Source organism: Mesorhizobium sp. L103C131B0 (assembly GCF_000502275.1).
Classification (GTDB): Bacteria; Pseudomonadota; Alphaproteobacteria; order Rhizobiales; family Rhizobiaceae; genus Mesorhizobium.
Genome location: NZ_AYXC01000028.1, coordinates 18,744 through 35,229, shown reverse-complemented (window position 1 = coordinate 35,229; position 16,486 = coordinate 18,744). Strand labels below are relative to the sequence as shown.

Here is a 16,486-nt window from a genome sequence, read left to right as displayed (position 1 = left end):
GCACGATCTACCTTCTTTCCGACTGCAAACGGCCGGAAAAGAAGCTACGCTGCCGCTCTGCCCCCGAGGCGGTCGCTTGTTCAAGGGAGCACATCGATATGAGCGAGCACGGAAAAGCTGCGCCAGGCAGTTCGGACGGCGCGTTATCCCGCCTGCGTCCGCCCTACGCCTCGGTGCTCGACCTCATCGGCCAGACGCCGGTGGTCGAACTGACCAAATTCGACACCGGCAAGTGCCGGCTGTTCATCAAGCTCGAAAGCCAGAATCCAGGCGGCTCGATCAAGGACCGCATTGCGCTGTCGATGATTGCCGCGGCCGAGAAGGAAGGCAAGCTGAAGCGCGGCGGCACCATCGTCGAGGCGACCGCCGGGAATACCGGTCTCGGCCTCGCCCAGGTCGGCATCCCCAAGGGCTACCGCATCATCCTCGTCGTGCCCGACAAGATGTCGCGGGAAAAGATCCAGCATCTGCGCGCGCTCGGCGCCGAAGTGCGCATGACGCGCTCCGATGTCGGCAAGGGCCATGCCGAATATTACCAGGACATGGCCGAGAAGATCGCATCTGAAACGCCCGGCGCCTTCTACGCCAACCAGTTCGCCAACCCGGCCAACCCCGAGGCGCATGAGACCACCACCGGACCGGAAATCCTTGCCCAGCTCGACGGCGACCTCGACGCCGTGGTCGTCGGCGTCGGCTCCGGCGGCACGCTGACCGGGCTTGGCCGCTACTTCGCCAGAACATCGCCGAAGACCGAAATGGTGCTGGCCGATCCCGTCGGATCGGTGCTGGCGCCGCTGATCAAGACCGGCAAGATGGAAGAGGCCGGCAGCTGGACCGTCGAAGGCATCGGCGAGGATTTTGTGCCGCCCAATGCCGATCTGTCGCTGGTCAGGAAAGCCTATTCCATCCCAGACAAGCAGAGCATGCTGGCCGTGCGGGACCTGCTTTCGAAGGAAGGCATTCTCGCCGGCTCGTCTTCCGGCACGCTGCTGTCGGCCGCGCTTCGCTATTGCCGCGAGCAGACGACAGCGAAACGCGTCGTCACCTTCGTCTGCGACAGCGGCAACAAATATTTGTCCAAGGTGTTCGACGATTTCTGGCTGGCCGAACAGGGGCTGGCCGAACAGGAACAGCATGGCGATCTGCGCGACCTTGTCATGCGCTCGCACCGCACCGGCGACACCGTCTATGTCGGCCCCGACGAAAGCCTGCTCAACGCCTATGGCCGCATGCGCCGCTCCGATGTCTCGCAGCTGCCGGTGCTGGACAATGGCAAGCTGGTCGGCATTATCGATGAGGGCGATATATTGGCCAAGGTCGACGGCCCCTATGACGGCCGCTGGGACCGCTTCAACGCCCCGGTGCGCACCGCCATGACCTCCAATCTGCACACGCTGCAGGCCAGCCAGACGCTGGATGCGCTGCTGCCGGTGTTCGACCGCAACGAGGTCGCCATCATCTTCGATGGCGACGAGTTCGTCGGCCTGATAACCCGTATCGACCTGATCAACCATTTGAGGCGCGCACGATGACTGCTGAAACATCCCCATCGGGCAAGAACCGCCTGGCTTTTTCCACGCGCACCATCCATGGCGGCCAGAGCCATGACCCGCTGACCGGCGCGGTGATGGTGCCGATCTACGCGACTTCGACCTATGGCCAGCAGTCGCCCGGCGTGCACAAGGGGTTTGAGTACGCCCGCAGCCAGAACCCGACCCGCTTCGCCTTCGAGCGCGGGGTGGCCGATCTCGAAAGCGGCTCGGCCGCCTTTGCATTCGCTTCCGGCCTGGCGGCGATCTCGACCGTGCTCGAGCTGCTCGACAGCGGTGCCCATATCGTTGCAACCGACGACATCTATGGCGGCTCGTTCCGGCTGATGGAGCGGGTGCGCAAGCGCTCGGCCAATCTGCAGGTGAGTTTTGTGGACTTCACCGATCTGGCGGCGGTGGAAGCAGCGATTCGCCCGGAGACAAAACTGCTCTGGGTCGAAACTCCGACCAATCCGCTGCTGCGTATCGTCGACCTCGAAGGCGTTGCGGCACTCGCCAGGCGCAAAGGGGTTTTGACGGTCGCCGACAACACGTTCTGCAGCCCCTACATCCAGCGGCCGCTTGAACTCGGCATCGACATCGTCGTCCACTCGACGACGAAATATCTCAACGGCCATTCCGACATGGTCGGCGGCGTCGCCATCGTCGGCGACAACAAGGATTTGGCGGCCCAGCTGAAATTCCTGCAGAACGCCATCGGCGCCATCTCCGGTCCCTTCGACAGTTTTCTCGCGCTGCGCGGCATCAAGACACTGGCGCTCAGGATGGAGCGGCATTCCACGAACGGCCTGAAGATTGCGCAGTGGCTGGAGGCGCGAAAAGATGTGCGCCGCGTCGTCTATCCCGGCCTGGCCAGCCATCCGCAGCACGCCATCGCCGTCCAACAGATGCATGCCTTCGGCGGCATGATCTCGGTCGACCTCGACCGCGACCTCGCCGGCACCAAACGCTTCCTCGAACGGACGCAACTGTTCACGCTGGCTGAAAGCCTCGGCGGCGTCGAAAGCCTGATCGAACACCCGGCGCTGATGACGCACGGCTCGATCCCGGCGGAAAAGCGCGCGGAAATCGGCATTTCGGATTCGCTGGTGCGGTTGTCGGCGGGGATAGAGGATGGCGATGATCTGATCGCCGACCTGGACCAGGCGCTGCGGGGGTAGGCGTACCAGATGCGTACCGATGACAATGAGGGGCGGCGCTGACCGTCGAGATTAAATCCCAATCCGCCGCGCGTTAACACATTCAGCAGCCTTTGCTTAACCCTTCGCCGCTATGTCCCGCCTGGGGAGGCATGGCGAGAGTGAGTGTGATGGACAACAACCCGGAAAAGCGCAGCGAATGGCGCGCCATTTTTTATGTGCAGGCCCGCGTGGCCATCCTGTTCGTCCCGGTCGTCGCCAGTCTTCTGATCATTGCCGCACTTGCCGGCAACGACCACAGTTCCGACGCCCTCGACCGCACGGTTACGGGCTCGGTGAAATAGCGGCACGGCCGTCGGCTTGCCTGCCCGGGAACGGCCGCCTCAGAAAAACTTCGGGATCGGGCCGTTCTGCGGCGTCACGTCGCCTTCCAGGTCGATGAACGCCTCGTCGACAAAGCACCAGGCCCAGCCTTCCGGCGGGTCGTAGCCTTCGATGACCGGATGCTTGGTGGCGTGGAAATGCTTGGTGGCGTGGCGGTTGGGCGAGTCGTCGCAGCAGCCGACATGGCCGCAGGTGCGGCAGAGCCTGAGATGCACCCACATGGAGCCGCTCTTCAGGCACTCCTCGCAGCCGAGCGCGCTCGGCGTCACCGTCTTGATGTCGCGCGTGTGTTTGCATTCATCCATTATGCTCTCCTGGCCAGTTCGGGCGCTGCTGCGTTGGGTCGCGCGAGATAGGCGTGCAAGGCAGCCACCACCTGGGCGCCTTCGCCGACGGCGGCGGCGACCCGCTTGACCGAGCCTGCGCGCACGTCGCCGATGGCGAACACGCCGCTGCGGCTGGTCTCCATCTGGCCCGCCCCTATGTCGGCGCCGGTGCGCACGAAACCCCTGGCGTCGAGCGCGATATCGCACCCAGCCAGCCAATCGGTGTTGGGGTCGGCGCCGATGAACAGGAAGAGATGCTGGATCGGCCGCATCTCGACGCCGCCGGGGTTGCGCCAACGCAACTGGGTGAGATTGCCGCCTTCGCCTTCCAGCGCCTCGATCTCGGTCTCGCCAAGCACCTCGATGTTGGGTTGCGCCTCGATACGCTCGACCAGATAGCGCGACATGGTTTCCCTGAGGCCGCCGCGGCGCGCCAGCATCGTCACCTTGCGCACCTGGCTGGCGAGATAGACCGCCGCCTGCCCCGCCGAATTGCCGGCGCCGACCAGCGCCACTTCTTGCCCTGTGCATAGCCGCGCTTCGATCGGCGAGGCCCAGTAATGCACCGACGTGCCCTCGAACTCGGCCAGCTTGGCGATGTCGAGGCGGCGGTAGCGGGCGCCGCTGGCGATCACCACCGTGCGTGCGCGCAGGCTTTCACCGTCGCCGACGGTAAGCGTGTAGCCCTCGCCTGCTGCACCGAGCAGCTTGGCCTCGTCGGGGATGACTATTTCGACGCCGAATTTCTGCGCCTGGTTGTAGGCGCGCGCCATCAGCGCCATGCCGGAAATGCCGGTGGGGAAACCCAGATAGTTCTCGATGCGCGCGGAGGCGCCGGCCTGGCCGCCGAAGGCGCGGCAATCGAGCACGATGGTCGACAGCCCTTCGGATGCCGCATAGACCGCGGCCGCCAGCCCCGCCGGCCCGGCGCCGACAATGGCGACGTCATAGACCATGTCGGGATCGATCGGCCGCAGCAGGCCGATGCAGCGGGCAAGTTCGGTTTCGCCGGGATTGTGCATCAGCTTGCCGTTGGGGCAGAGCACGATCGGCAGATGGTGCGGGTCAACATGAAAATGCTCAATCAGCGTCTTGGCGCACGGGTCGCTGCCGGAATCGAGCGCGCGGTGCGGCTGGCCGCTGCGGCGCAGAAATCCCTGCAGCCGCAGCGTGTCGCCATTGCCGGCCGGGCCGATGACGACCGGCCCGCTCGAGCCGCTTTCCAGAAGCCCGACGCGGCGCAGGATCAGCGCCCGCATGATCCGCTCGCCAAGGCTTGCCTCCTGCACCATCAGGTCGCGCAGCCGCTGCGAGGGGATGACGAAGGCCTCGACCGGCTCGGCCGCCTCCGCATTGACCAGCGACGGCCGGCTGGAAAGCTGCGCCAGCTCGCCGATGAAATTGCCGGGACCATGAGTGACGATGGTCTCGCGCCGGCCGGGCCTGACATCCTGGGTGATATCGACCGTGCCCGACAGGATGACGATCAGCCCCGGCGCCACAGTGCCGGCGGTGACGATGTGCTCGCCGGCGGCATAGGAACTCGCCTCGCCGAACCGGCGCATGCGCTCGATATCGGTGTCGCCCAGGATGGGAAACATCTGGTCGCGGCGGGTGACGGTGATCGGCTGGGTGGGTGGGGCCATAGGTGCGAACGTAGCGCCGAGACGGCCGGGTTTGAAGTGGTTTGTTAAGCGCCTGGCCGGGAGGGCAGGTTGGTTCCCGCACCAACTCGTGCGGATGCCTCACATGGCCCCGCGCTGCAAGGCAAACAGTGCGCCGACAAGTGCGACGTATATAAGGGCGAGCCCGAGCAGTACCGTCGGCAGTCCTCGCTCACCAGTATGCTGCAAGAGCAGCGCGCCGACGGACGGCGCCGCGGCTATCGCGTTACGCCAAGCGCCTGAGGTGCGGTGGTATCCTCGGGCTCCCCGAAGGCAGATCCTGGCGAAATCCCATTCGTCACATCTTTGTAGAGCGCTATCGGATGCGGGCGCCCCACTAGATATCCTTGGATTTCGGGACATCCTTCCTTCATCAGGAAGGCACGCTCGTCCTCTGTTTCGACACCCTCCGCGATGACAGGCAAGGCCAGCGCATTCCCCAGGCTGAGTATCGTGCGCACGATGGCGGCCGATTGGACATTCGAGCCGACACCCGAAACAAAACTGCGATCGATCTTGATCTTGTCGAAGGGAAACGCCTGCAACGAGGACAGCGAGGCATACCCGGTGCCAAAATCATCCATCGAGACCCTGACGCCCAACGCCTTCAACCTCCGCAAAACCGACAAGGCAGTTGCCCGGTCGCGGATGAGAACCCCTTCCGTGATTTCCAGTTCCAGCCGCCCCGGAGCAAGGCCGGTCTCGTAGAGGATAGAATGAACGAGGCCTACCAGGTCCCCGAAACGGAATTGCACGGGAGAGAGGTTGACGGCGATCTGCAGCGGTGAGGGCCAGGAGGCCGCGTCTCTGCACGCCTGCCTGAGCGTCCATTCACCTATCTCAACGATCGTGCCATCCTGTTCGGCAAGCGAGACAAACGCGTTTGGGGAGATGAGCCCATGCTTTGGATGGTGCCATCGGGCGAGTGCCTCGAAGCCGAAGATTTCGCCGTCCATCCTGGCTTGCGGCTGATAATGAAGCACAAGTTCGCCATGGGCGACCGCAGAGCGCAAATCTCGCTGTAAGGCGTAGCGCTCTCTTAGCCGCTTATCCATCTCAGGATCGAAGAATTGCACCATTCGACGACCGTCCGCCTTGGCCCGGTAGAGCGCTGCGTCGGCATTTGCCATCAGCGCCGCTGCATTCTCTCCGTCTTTCGGATAGATCGCCGCCCCGATGCTCACCCCGATCGAAATGTGCTGGCCCCGGATTTCGAATTTGCCTGCCGCCGATTCGAACAGACGGTCCGCAACGTCCTTGGCACTCGCGGACCGGTCATCCATGGCCAGGACAACCGTGAATTCGTCGCCACCCATGCGCGCGATAAAGGCCTCAGGCGCCGCGGTTTGGAGACGCCGGGAAATGGTGCAAAGCAGATCGTCGCCGGCGGCGTGCCCGAAAACGTCGTTCGCCTCTTTAAAATGGTCAAGGTCGATGCTGAAGACGGCAAAGCTGGCGTGCGTTGCTTTTGCGCGCTCGAGCGTCGTGGCCAGGTGTGCTGCAAGCGCGGCTCGGTTCGCCAGGCCGGTAAGCGGATCGTGGTGCGCGAGATGCGCGATTTCCTCGTGCCGTGCCATCAGTTCGGTGCGCGCTACGTTCATGTTCTCGCGCGCGTCGTCCAGGCCGTGGGCGGCTTCCCTCACCTTGTCCTGGAGCAGGTTGAAGCTTTCGGCCATCTCTCCAAGTTCGTCACGAGAGTTTACGGTAACCGGCATGATGTTCACGGAGGCGTGCGCCGCCGCGAGGTCTCCCCGCCCCAAGGCGACCATGGCGAGAGAGAAGTCCTTCAGCGTTCCGGATGTCAGACGCTTTGCCGCGTTGCTCACCTCGGTTGCCGAGTGGGTGATCATTCCCGGCAAAATCAGGCCAACGCTGATGGTCAGCAGCGCGACAACGACAAAAATGTCCTCCAGCGCGGCGACCAATGAAGTGTCGCCTTGGGGAACGCTGCCGATCGCCAGGAAATAGCCGGCACCGTCAAGCACGAGCACAAAAAGCATGGCTCCGGTAAGCTTCAGGTGAAGCGTATGTGGCAGCAACTGTAGACCGAGTGCGTATCGATCCTCCATCGTGCGCCAGGCGTAGAGCGCAGCACCCGAATATGCCAAAGCCAGACCGAACAGGACGGTAGGAAGGCCAAATTGCTGAAATCCCAGTATGGCGGTCAACAGCCATATTGCAGCCGCGCCTACGCCAAGGATGATGGTTCCCCTGGGAGCCCGGAAGGGTCGCTCGGCTTCGGGACTGTCACGGCGCAATAGCCAGACTGCGATGTTTGGCATGCAGATGCTGATCAGGTACGTAAAATTGGCCGCGGCGATCATCCAGAGCGGATACCCGCACAGCATGAAGCCGATTGCCGCAGCAGCTGTGAGCAGCGTTGCCGCCCAGGGACAATCTGTTGAGGTGCGCCTGGCCAGGAAGCTCGGCAGCAGGCCGTCTTCGCTCAGCTGCGCAAGGGTCCGCGCGGCGCCTGCCAATGGCTGCAACGTTCCATGGAACATGTTCAGCATGATGAGCCAGATGGCGGCCGCCTTGCCGAAACTCCCCAACAAGGGCGCAAAGGTGGGCCCGAGAGCTATGGCGAGGTCGGTGCCGAGCGGCTCCGGCCCGAGCACACCCAGCCAGACAACCGGCAGGACCAGGAAATAGACGCCGGCCATTGCGGCGCTGGCCCACATCGCCAGAGGAATGTTGCGGTTGGGATCGATGGTTTCGCCAACATGGCAGGCTGCAGCCTCAAATGCCGGTGCGGCAAACCCGATCAGGTACAGTCCCGCCATCACCGACGTGATATCGCCGAACAGGCCGGTAAACGGGCTGGTCAGGGCAAAATCCGTCGCCTGCCGCCAGTCGACCGAGCCACTGATGACCGGGACGAGGGATGAGAGAAACGCAAGCGTCGCGGAGGCAGTGGCGATCGGGATCGCCAGTTGGACCACCCACTTGATTCCACACAGGTTGACCGCCGTAAAGAATGCGATGAGCCCGCAGGCGACCGCCTCCACGGGGAGGCCCGGCAGGTACCATTGCTGGATTGCAGACGCTGAAAGAACCGCTGTCAGTCCGCAGGTCGGCACCCAACCCCACCAATAGCAGGTGCCCGTCAGAGCCGAGAGAACGGGACTGTAAGGTCGGAAGGCTTCGGCGCACGCTGCAGAGATACCGCCGACGCGGTTTGGCCACATGAGAACCAATTCGGTCCACGCAGGCGCGGCGGCCCAGCTTAGAAGCAGACCAACAACGAGCAAAGGAACCGCAGCGCTTCCTTGACCGGGAATATTCCCCTGACCGACAAAAAGGGCGGCAATCAGAAACAGGCTTTGATTGCTGCCACCCATGGCGAGCGCTGTCGTGCCCATCCATCCCAAGGTTCTCGGGTGCGGTCGTGAAGGCGTGAGGCCCGGCATTCAGAGACATCCATTCGAGTGCGGAGCGCTGTCTGACTGGGAAATGTAACCTGCGGAGATATGTCTGTCGAACGTCACGCTCCCAAGTCAAAGTTGGACCTTAGGCGAGACATATTAAGACTTCCTACCAAACCAGATCCGCCTGATGATCACTGTCAACTTGCGGTGGCTGCGGTTCAATCATGCTGATGCCGGCCCCAAGGCCTTGATCTCCTCAGATCTGGGATGTCATTTCCAATTTTATCTATCGCCCACTATGGAAGAGCGATCGAATAGTCGCGAATACAGCCTAATATCGATTATTATCGACAAATCTCGTGATTGCGGCGCTATCATCCGAAGGCGGCTGAAATCGACTGTAGATCGCTAATCACATTGACCGCTTTTGACTTCGTACCTCGCCATCGCGGGCAAAGACCGAGACTTCACGCCGTGCCTCAAGCTGGAGCTAACTTGTGCGAGCACGCCCATAGCCCTGCGTTGCAGGGCAAACAGCGCGCCGACCACGCTGGGCGCGGCGGTCGGCCTCGGCGCGCTGGTGGGTCCTTCCCAGGCCGGCGCCCGTACGGTCGATATGGCGATCGCTCGCTACCATCATCCGATCTGCACCAAACTGGCCTCGGTGACATTTCTGACCATAGGCGTGGCGACGCTCTGGACCGGCCTGCCCGGTTCTGCCGGCCGCGGTGATTTTCTATGGCGCCCGCATCGGCTAGCATGGCCGAGTATCGTCACATGCGGCGACATGGTGTTCTGGACGATGCTTGAGCACGACGCGACCTCGCCAGCGGGCACGCCTTCGACGCCGGCCCGTAGCAGGAATGTGTTCAGCACCAGAACACTTGGGATCAGCGTTGCGGGAGCCTGCACACGTGAGTACTCCGCCTCACAAGCCTTCCGGCTGGTCCTCGAGGACGAACGACGCTGCAATCAGGTCATCGCCACTGATGCGGCCACTGCCGCCAACCATGATGGATGCGACTTTCTGAAAGGTCTTCATGTCGGCCTCTGTTATGCGCGCATCGCGCATTCTCGCCCTGAGAGAACCCAAGCGGGTATCAAGGGCTGGCGATGTCTCGACGTCATCGATCATCTTCGATCATCCTGGAGCGCAATGTGAAATCCGCTGCCCGCCGCCATGGCCGGCGGCGGGCGGCAGCTATTCGATCAGTCGTAGACCTTCACAATTTTCCGGGTGCTGGGATCGACCAGGACGGTGCGGTTGTCGACCACGACGTAGCGGTATTTGACGTTGGGAACTTCGTGCAGCTCGACCGTATCAGGCAAGGCACTGCCGACGTTCAGCTCCACGCCCGGGATCTTCACCGAAGCCAGCGGCTGCTTTTTCACGTATTCGCGGACGACCGTATCCTGCTCCGGTGTGATGACGACATCCTGAGCTGCGGCGGCGCCGACCCCAGCCAAAAGCAACAAGCCTGCAGCGGCACTTGCAAAGTGGATTTTCATGGTTTTCTCCTCGCGTAATCCGGCGACGGCACCACGCCTGTTCGCCGAGGGACCGAACTTGAGATCAGCCAGATTGTTCCTGTGACTTCAGTCCGCGGCGAACCAGACCAAAGTCGGATATCAGCTAAGACCCAAGTCCCGAGGCGGAACGTTCAAGCGGGGCAGGCGTTTCCCAAATGCAACTAAATAAAACAGGAGAGGAACACATGGCAGACGGCCCAACTGTTGTTAATTCTGGGGGTGGCGGCGGCACTGCGATTGCTGTTGTTCTTGCACTTATTGCGGTCGTAGTGTTGCTTATTTTTACCGGCGTCATCAATATCCGCGGCGACGGCGGCAAGGATATCAACGTCAAGGTTGAAGCGCCAAAGGTGGAAGCTCCGGCTGCACCTGCAAAGCCTGCGGCACCTGCCCCAGCCCCTGCGAGTGGCGGCTGATCTGCTCGTATCCACGCCTTCAAACTGACCTATGAAAAGGAAATTCCCATGACCAGGTATTTCGTCAGCGCCGCCGGCGCCCTCGTCCTTATGGCGGGCATCGGCACCTCGTTTGCCGAGGATGTTATTGTTCTCAAGCCCGAACAACAGACGGTCGTTCGCGAATATATCCATAAGCAGAAGCTGGCCTCAGTCAGTTTGCTCGGCGTCGAACTCAACGTCGGCACGGCACTTCCCGACACTGTCGAGCTCCACGCAATCGACGTTCCGGATGTCCGCTACAAGTATACGGTTGTCGGAGATCACGCGGTTCTCGTCGATCCCGACACGCGCAAGGTCGTGCAGATCATCGAGTAACGCGCGAGCCCGCCGCTCCGATCAGGAGCGGCGGGCTTTGGCTGCGCTGTGAAGGCTCTATGGGCGGCCGTTTTCTGAACGGAGGATGTCTGATGTTTAGCGACAAGGAAACTTGGGTCCTGGAAGCTGCCTTACTCGCGGCAATTCCAATTTGCGTAGCCGTCACCGCACTCGTGGCATTTTTGACCGCGGCCTGGATATGAACCGCTTTCTCTTTGTGATGGGCGACTTTCTATCCCGGCCACCGGGCTTCTATGTCCTTCTTGTAGCCATGCTGCTCTGTACTGCGTTGGTGCCATTCGGCCTGACGAATGTGGTCACCTACGCATTGTCGGTAGCGGCCATCGTGATCACCGGCGTTGTGCTGATCCAGGGTTACCGCGACACGGCCGCCATTCACGCCAAGCTTGATGAGATTATCGTTTCGCTGAATGAGACCAGAAACGATGTCGTCGGCTTGGAGCATGCCGAGCCGGAGGAGATTCGGGAGAAGCTCCAGACACTCGAAGAAGAAGCAATGAAAGCGGTTCGCCCGCCGCATTGACCCTCCGCTGGACAATCTGTCATCCATCAGCAAAAAAGCCCGGGAACCGGGCTTTTTTGCTTCGCGTCTAAATCATTTCGGACTTATCCGAAACGGGAATTTGGTGCCCAGAAGAGGACTCGAACCTCCACTCCTTGCGGAACACGGACCTGAACCGTGCGCGTCTACCAATTCCGCCATCTGGGCTGGTGCGGGCTCATGTAAGCGGGCAAACGATATGTGTCAACGCGCTTTTTCGAGGGCCTCTGCCTGCCGGCTTAGTTTCCCGGGGGTCAGCGCCGCCCCTCACCTGCCTGCCGGCATCCTCTCCCCGTACAGTGACGGGGAGAGGGGCGCTCTCATCGATGATTTTCGCCGGTCACCTGCGTCACAAGAAGAGCGCCGAGGCTGCGGCCAGCCCTTTCTCCCCGTCACTATACCGGGAGAACTGCCCGGCAGGGCAATGAGGGGCAGCGCCGACTTGGCGAATGCGCTGGCCGAAAACCTCACCCCTCCAGCACGTCCTTCGACGCCACGGTGGAATCGGCGTTGAGCTTGTAGATCACCGGCACGCCGGTGCCGAGCTCGAGCTTGACGATCTCCTCGCCGCTCTTGCCGTCCAGCGCCATGATCAGCGCGCGCAGCGAATTGCCATGCGCGGCGACCAGCACGGTGCCGCCTTTCAGAACATGCGACTGCATGTCGTGCAGGTAATAGGGCCAGACGCGGGCGCCGGTGTCCTTCAGGCTTTCGCCGCCGGGCGGCGGCACGTCGTAGGAGCGGCGCCAGATGTGCACCTGCTCCTCGCCCCACTTCTGGCGCGCGTCGTCCTTGTTGAGGCCGGAGAGATCGCCATAGTCGCGCTCGTTCAGCGCCTGGTCGCGGATCGTCTTCAAATCGCTCTGGCCGACCGCGTCGAGAATGTGCTGGCAGGTCTTCTGCGCCCGGATCAGCGCCGAGGTGAAGGCAATGTCGAATTTCAAGCCGCGTGCCTTGAGCTTCTGGCCGGCTTCCTTGGCCTCCTTGTGGCCCTGCTCGGTAAGGTCGACATCGCGCCAGCCGGTGAACAGGTTCTTCAGGTTCCATTCGCTCTGGCCGTGGCGCACGAGCACGAGAGTTCCCGACATGTTTGCTCCTTCAAAATTATGGATGGTTTAGCTCAAGCCGAGCACGTCCCGCATGGAATAAAGTCCGGGCTTTTTACCGCGCGCCCAGAGCGCGGCCTTGACCGCGCCGCGGGCAAAGATGGCGCGGTCCTCGGCATGGTGCGACAGCGTGATGCGCTCGCCGGTCCCGGCCAGGATGACGCTGTGGTCGCCGACCACCGAGCCACCGCGCAAGCTGGCAAAGCCGATCGTTCCTGGCTTGCGCACGCCGGTATGGCCGTCGCGTGACCGCACATCGTTGCCGGCAAGGGAAATGCCGCGTCCCGCCGCCGCCGCTTCGCCGAGCAGCAAGGCGGTGCCCGAGGGCGCGTCGACCTTGTGCTTGTGATGCATTTCGAGGATCTCGATGTCGAAATCCTCTGGACCGAGCGCGCGCGCGGCCTGCCCGACCAGCACCGCCAGAAGATTGACGCCGAGGCTCATATTGCCGGATTTGACGATCGTCGCGTGGCGCGCCGCGGCCTCGATCCTGGCGTCGTCTTCCGCCGAGCAGCCGGTGGTGCCGATGACATGGGCAATGCGTGCCTGCGCGGCATAGCCTGCGAATTCGACGGTGGCTGCCGGCATGGTGAAATCGAGCACGCCGTCGGCCTTGGCGAACACCGGCAGCGGATCGTCGCCGATCGTCACATTGATGATGCCGATGCCGGCAAGCTCGCCCGCATCCCTGCCGAGATAGGGCGATCCGGTTCGTTCGACCGCGCCGACGACGCGGGCGCCGGGGATCGAATGGATGGCGCGGATCAGCGTCTGGCCCATGCGGCCGGCCGCCCCCACCACCACCAGGCCCATTTCGCTGGATTCGCTCATGCTGTTCTCCCCACCGCCTTCTTGGCGCGGCTGCGCCGGACCGGAGTTTGGACGGGCTTCGAGTCGTCGACAAGCCCCAGTCCGTTCTTGCCTTGAATGCGGTGGAAGCGGGCGTAGACACTGTTTGGATCGGCCATCAGTGCGGCATGGGTGCCTTCCTCGACCAGGCGCCCCTCTTCAAGCACGATAATGTGGTCGGCGTTGACGACCGTCGACAGGCGATGCGCTATCACGATGGTGGTGCGCCCTTCCATCACGTGGGTCAGGGCCTCCTGGACGCGCGCCTCGGCCTCGTTGTCGAGCGCCGAGGTCGCTTCGTCGAGCAAAAGGATCGGCGCGTTGCGCACGATCGCCCGCGCAATCGAGACGCGCTGGCGCTGGCCGCCGGAAAGGGTCGAGCCGCCCTCGCCGACGGGCGTGTCGTAGCCCTGCGGCTGCTGACGGATGAACTCGTCGGCCGCCGCCAGCACCGCCGCCCGCTCGATCTCGGCGTCGGTCGCCGAAAGTCGGCCAAAACGGATGTTGTCGCGTATGCTGCCTTCGAACAGATAGGGCGCCTGCGAGACATAGGCGATCGAGCCGCGCAGCGAGTGCTTGGTGACTTTGGAAATGTCCTGGCCATCGATCTCGATCGAACCCTTGTCGACATCGTAGAAGCGCTGCAGCAGCGCCACGAGCGTCGTCTTGCCGGCACCCGAGGCCCCGACCACCGCCGTAACCTTGCCGGCCGCGGCGGTGAAACTCAGGTTCCTGATCACCGGCATGTCGGCGCTGTAGCCGAACGTCACATTGTCGAAGCGAACCTCGCCGGTGGTGATCCTGGCTTCGACCGCGTCGGGCGCATCGCCCTGTTTAGGCTCCAGGTCGAGCAGCTCGTAAATCATCCGGGCGTTGACCAGGGCACGTTCCATACCGACCTGCGTACGAGCCAGGCGCCGTGCCGGATCGTAGGCCATGATCAGCGCGGTGATGAAGGAAAACACAGCGCCTGGTGGTTGTCCGAGCACCAGCGCCCGGTAGCCGGAATAGGCAAGGACGGAGGTAATGGCGAGACCGCCCAAAATCTCGGAAATCGGCGACAGCCGCTCCGCGACCCGGGCGATCTTGTTGTTACGCTGCTCGGCCGTATCGGCCATGATGCCGATCCGGCGCGCCAGCTCGGCTTCCAGGGTGAAGGCCTTGACGATGGCGATGCCTTGCGTGGCCTCCTGTACGGACCCGTTCAGCCGCGAGTTGATCAGCACCGATTCCCGGTTGATGCGCCGCAATCGGCGGGTGATGTAGACGACGGCCCAGATCAGCGGCGGCCCGATCAGCAGCGAGCTGAGCGACAACACCGGATCCTGGTAGATCATGACGCCGACGAGGGCGATCAGCGAGACCGCGTCGCGGCTGATGGAGGTCAGCGTCAGCGACAGCAGATCGCGAACGCCGCCGACATTCTCGTTGACCTGTGCCGCCAGCCGACCGGAACGCGTATCGTTGAAGAAGTCGACGCCGAGCTTCATCAGGTGGTCGAAGCTGCGCTTCTGGTAGCGGGCGACCAGATTGTTGCCGATCTTGGCCAACGCGACCGCCTGGCCGTAACCGGCGAAGCCGCGCAGCACGGAGGCGGCCATGAACCCGGCGCAGATCCAGACGATCATGTCGCCGCGTCGTTCGTAGAAGATCTCGTTGATCATCGGGGCCATGATCCACGCCGTGAAGGCGGTGGTGGCGGAAACAATCAGCAGGCAGCCGACGGCAACGACATAGGTCCAGCGATATTCACTGCCGTTTTCGGCCAGGATGCGGCGCAGCACCGCAGTGACCTCAGCTGGCTGGACTTTCAGTTTGAGTGGACTTTGAGCGGTCAAATCGCGGGCGCTTCGTGGTTTGCTAGAGCATGATGCCGAAAAGTGTGAAGCGGTTTTCGGACGACATCATGCTCTATCTCTTTGATTTAGAGCCGGATTCAGATTTCAGGTCGATTCGATCCGAAATCATCAGGCCCTAGGGATGCCAGGCTGGAATTCGGCCCCTCTTAGCGCCCCGGCTACGGCTTGCCTATGGCGAAACTTCGTCGCGGCCCGAGGTTGGGGTCACGAAAGCGGCAGCCATTTCCAAGAAAATACCCGTTTTCGGGACGAAATGGATCATGCCCGCCAGCGCCGCCCCGCGGTCTGGACGCCGAACAGCGAAGGGTTGCGGGCATAGGCGGCAAGGCCCAGAAGTGCCGCCAGCGGGTGGGTGATGACATAGACCGGCATCGAGGCCATCAGCGCGCTGTGCGGCGCCTTGTCCTCGAAGGCGGCGCGGAAATTGCCTTCCTTCAGCGCGGGCACGATCTTTTGCGCGATGCCGCCGGTCAAGAACACGCCGCCGCGGCTCATGAACACCAGCGCGAGGTCGCCGGCGGTGCGGCCGAGGCAGGTGACGAACAGCGCCAGCGCTTCCTCGGCGACCGCATCGGTCTTGGCCAGGGCCGCCCCGGTGATTTCGGCCGGCGTGGTGAACGGCGCCGGCTTGCCGTCGGCCTTGGCGACCGCCCGGTAGACATTGACCAGACCGCGCCCGCACAGGATCTGCTCGCCCGAAATGCGGCCGTCCAGCTTTTCGATATGCGGGAACACCTCGAAATCGCGCGGCGTCCGCGGACCGATATCCATGTGGCCGCCTTCGCCAGGCACCGGTATCCAGTGGTGGAGGGCATGAACCAACCCAGCGACGCCGAGGCCGGTGCCGGGACCGAGCACGACACGCCCGGCATTCTCCTCCGGCGTGCCGCCGCCGATCTTTTCCATGTGCTCTTCGCCGAGCGCCACGACGGCCAGCGCCTGCGCCTCGAAATCGTTGAGCACGACGATGTCGCCCAGGCCCAGATTGGCAAACATCTGCTTCGGCTTCACCACCCAGGGACAATTGGTAAGCGGGATCTCGTCGCCATCGACTGGTCCGGCGATGGCCAGCACTGCCGAATTCGGCCGGATGGACGACCGGTCGAGCACCGCCGCCTGGATCGCCTCGTCTATGGTGGCGAAATTGGCGGTTTGCACGATATGCGGCTCACCGGCTTCCGAATTTGCGTCGAGCACGATCGAAAAGCGCGCATTGGTGCCGCCGATGTCGCCGATCAGCACTGGAAACCGCAACGCGGTGTCGTCGTCGCCTGACATGCTCTTGCTCGTCCCCTTTGCGGCGCCGTTGCGACCGTTTCAATCGCCCGGTTTTCAATCGCCCGGTTTTTCAATCGCCCGGTGTTCAATCGCCCGGT

15 protein-coding genes and 1 tRNA gene are annotated in these 16,486 nt (G+C 62.8%); 7 read left to right on the top strand and 9 right to left on the bottom strand.

Annotated features, from left to right (window positions below):
- Positions 1 to 98 precede the first annotated feature (98 nt).
- The 3 genes from X730_RS137440 to X730_RS1000000166940 all read left to right on the top strand — a co-directional run bounded on the left by X730_RS137440 (position 99) and on the right by X730_RS1000000166940 (position 3,033).
- A complete protein-coding gene (locus tag X730_RS137440) occupies positions 99 to 1,532 on the top strand; it encodes a pyridoxal-phosphate dependent enzyme (RefSeq protein WP_023692936.1) in 1,434 nt (477 codons plus the stop codon).
- Positions 1,529 to 2,710 carry a PLP-dependent aspartate aminotransferase family protein gene (locus tag X730_RS137445; RefSeq protein WP_023681210.1) on the top strand — a complete coding sequence of 394 codons (1,182 nt, stop codon included), beginning with the start codon at positions 1,529 to 1,531 and terminating at the stop codon, positions 2,708 to 2,710. The genes X730_RS137440 and X730_RS137445 overlap by 4 nt, the downstream gene beginning before the upstream one ends.
- A 131-nt stretch (positions 2,711 to 2,841) precedes the next feature.
- A complete protein-coding gene (locus X730_RS1000000166940) occupies positions 2,842 to 3,033 on the top strand; it encodes a hypothetical protein (RefSeq protein WP_196814852.1) in 192 nt (63 codons plus the stop codon).
- A gap of 39 nt (positions 3,034 to 3,072) precedes the next feature.
- Here the strand turns inward: X730_RS1000000166940 and X730_RS137450 are convergent, their stop codons facing one another.
- The 3 genes from X730_RS137450 to X730_RS1000000168345 form a co-directional block, all read right to left on the bottom strand.
- Positions 3,073 to 3,378, bottom strand: coding sequence for a UBP-type zinc finger domain-containing protein (locus X730_RS137450; RefSeq protein ID WP_023698083.1), 306 nt, complete (start codon positions 3,376 to 3,378; stop codon positions 3,073 to 3,075).
- Positions 3,378 to 5,045, bottom strand: coding sequence for an FAD-dependent oxidoreductase (locus X730_RS137455; RefSeq protein WP_023827552.1), 1,668 nt, complete (start codon positions 5,043 to 5,045; stop codon positions 3,378 to 3,380). The genes X730_RS137450 and X730_RS137455 overlap by 1 nt, the downstream gene beginning before the upstream one ends.
- A 236-nt stretch (positions 5,046 to 5,281) precedes the next feature.
- The gene (locus X730_RS1000000168345; RefSeq protein WP_081731673.1) at positions 5,282 to 8,473 is read right to left on the bottom strand and encodes an amino acid permease; all 3,192 of its coding nucleotides are present in this window, start codon (positions 8,471 to 8,473) and stop codon (positions 5,282 to 5,284) included.
- A 385-nt stretch (positions 8,474 to 8,858) separates the two neighbouring features.
- On the opposite strand from X730_RS1000000168345, the gene X730_RS1000000169295 reads away from it, so the two are divergent.
- The gene (locus X730_RS1000000169295; protein WP_196814851.1) at positions 8,859 to 9,593 is read left to right on the top strand and encodes a hypothetical protein; all 735 of its coding nucleotides are present in this window, start codon (positions 8,859 to 8,861) and stop codon (positions 9,591 to 9,593) included.
- Between the two features lie 47 nt (positions 9,594 to 9,640).
- Here the strand turns inward: X730_RS1000000169295 and X730_RS137470 are convergent, their stop codons facing one another.
- On the bottom strand, positions 9,641 to 9,940 hold the full coding sequence (locus X730_RS137470) for a DUF1236 domain-containing protein (RefSeq protein ID WP_023681215.1): 300 nt from the start codon (positions 9,938 to 9,940) through the stop codon (positions 9,641 to 9,643).
- Positions 9,941 to 10,146: 206 nt separating this feature from the next.
- Between X730_RS137470 and X730_RS1000000166930 the strand changes: the two genes are divergently transcribed.
- From X730_RS1000000166930 to X730_RS137480, 3 genes are all read left to right on the top strand, one after another.
- Positions 10,147 to 10,377, top strand: coding sequence for a hypothetical protein (locus tag X730_RS1000000166930; protein WP_033001362.1), 231 nt, complete (start codon positions 10,147 to 10,149; stop codon positions 10,375 to 10,377).
- A 48-nt stretch (positions 10,378 to 10,425) separates the two neighbouring features.
- Positions 10,426 to 10,734, top strand: coding sequence for a DUF1236 domain-containing protein (locus X730_RS137475; protein ID WP_023672071.1), 309 nt, complete (start codon positions 10,426 to 10,428; stop codon positions 10,732 to 10,734).
- Positions 10,735 to 10,933: 199 nt separating this feature from the next.
- A complete protein-coding gene (locus X730_RS137480; RefSeq protein WP_023672069.1) occupies positions 10,934 to 11,278 on the top strand; it encodes a low affinity iron permease family protein in 345 nt (114 codons plus the stop codon).
- Positions 11,279 to 11,379: 101 nt separating this feature from the next.
- Here the strand turns inward: X730_RS137480 and X730_RS137485 are convergent.
- The 5 genes from X730_RS137485 to X730_RS137505 all read right to left on the bottom strand — a co-directional run bounded on the left by X730_RS137485 (position 11,380) and on the right by X730_RS137505 (position 16,388).
- A tRNA-Leu gene (locus X730_RS137485) sits at positions 11,380 to 11,464 on the bottom strand.
- 299 nt (positions 11,465 to 11,763) lie between these two features.
- Positions 11,764 to 12,384, bottom strand: coding sequence for a 2,3-bisphosphoglycerate-dependent phosphoglycerate mutase (locus tag X730_RS137490; protein WP_023672068.1), 621 nt, complete (start codon positions 12,382 to 12,384; stop codon positions 11,764 to 11,766).
- A 27-nt stretch (positions 12,385 to 12,411) separates the two neighbouring features.
- The gene (dapB, locus tag X730_RS137495) at positions 12,412 to 13,233 is read right to left on the bottom strand and encodes a 4-hydroxy-tetrahydrodipicolinate reductase (RefSeq protein WP_023747442.1); all 822 of its coding nucleotides are present in this window, start codon (positions 13,231 to 13,233) and stop codon (positions 12,412 to 12,414) included.
- On the bottom strand, positions 13,230 to 15,089 hold the full coding sequence (locus tag X730_RS137500) for an ABC transporter ATP-binding protein (RefSeq protein WP_023681221.1): 1,860 nt from the start codon (positions 15,087 to 15,089) through the stop codon (positions 13,230 to 13,232). Before X730_RS137500 ends, dapB begins: the two co-directional genes overlap by 4 nt.
- A gap of 279 nt (positions 15,090 to 15,368) precedes the next feature.
- Positions 15,369 to 16,388, bottom strand: coding sequence for a glucokinase (locus tag X730_RS137505; protein ID WP_023710339.1), 1,020 nt, complete (start codon positions 16,386 to 16,388; stop codon positions 15,369 to 15,371).
- Positions 16,389 to 16,486 lie beyond the last annotated feature (98 nt).

Excerpts from the sequence above, each read along its gene's own strand:
- X730_RS137450 (WP_023698083.1), bottom strand. The coding sequence starts at position 3,378 with ATGGATGAATGCAAACACACGCGCGACATCAAGACGGTGACGCCGAGC.
- X730_RS1000000166930 (WP_033001362.1), top strand. The coding sequence starts at position 10,147 with ATGGCAGACGGCCCAACTGTTGTTAATTCTGGGGGTGGCGGCGGCACT.
- X730_RS1000000168345 (WP_081731673.1), bottom strand. The coding sequence starts at position 8,473 with ATGCCGGGCCTCACGCCTTCACGACCGCACCCGAGAACCTTGGGATGG.
- X730_RS137440 (WP_023692936.1), top strand. The coding sequence starts at position 99 with ATGAGCGAGCACGGAAAAGCTGCGCCAGGCAGTTCGGACGGCGCGTTA.
- X730_RS137475 (WP_023672071.1), top strand. The coding sequence starts at position 10,426 with ATGACCAGGTATTTCGTCAGCGCCGCCGGCGCCCTCGTCCTTATGGCG.
- X730_RS137505 (WP_023710339.1), bottom strand. The coding sequence starts at position 16,388 with ATGTCAGGCGACGACGACACCGCGTTGCGGTTTCCAGTGCTGATCGGC.
- X730_RS137470 (WP_023681215.1), bottom strand. The coding sequence starts at position 9,940 with ATGAAAATCCACTTTGCAAGTGCCGCTGCAGGCTTGTTGCTTTTGGCT.
- X730_RS137445 (WP_023681210.1), top strand. The coding sequence starts at position 1,529 with ATGACTGCTGAAACATCCCCATCGGGCAAGAACCGCCTGGCTTTTTCC.
- X730_RS137455 (WP_023827552.1), bottom strand. The coding sequence starts at position 5,045 with ATGGCCCCACCCACCCAGCCGATCACCGTCACCCGCCGCGACCAGATG.
- X730_RS1000000166940 (WP_196814852.1), top strand. The coding sequence starts at position 2,842 with ATGGCGAGAGTGAGTGTGATGGACAACAACCCGGAAAAGCGCAGCGAA.
- X730_RS137480 (WP_023672069.1), top strand. The coding sequence starts at position 10,934 with ATGAACCGCTTTCTCTTTGTGATGGGCGACTTTCTATCCCGGCCACCG.
- X730_RS137490 (WP_023672068.1), bottom strand. The coding sequence starts at position 12,384 with ATGTCGGGAACTCTCGTGCTCGTGCGCCACGGCCAGAGCGAATGGAAC.
- dapB (WP_023747442.1), bottom strand. The coding sequence starts at position 13,233 with ATGAGCGAATCCAGCGAAATGGGCCTGGTGGTGGTGGGGGCGGCCGGC.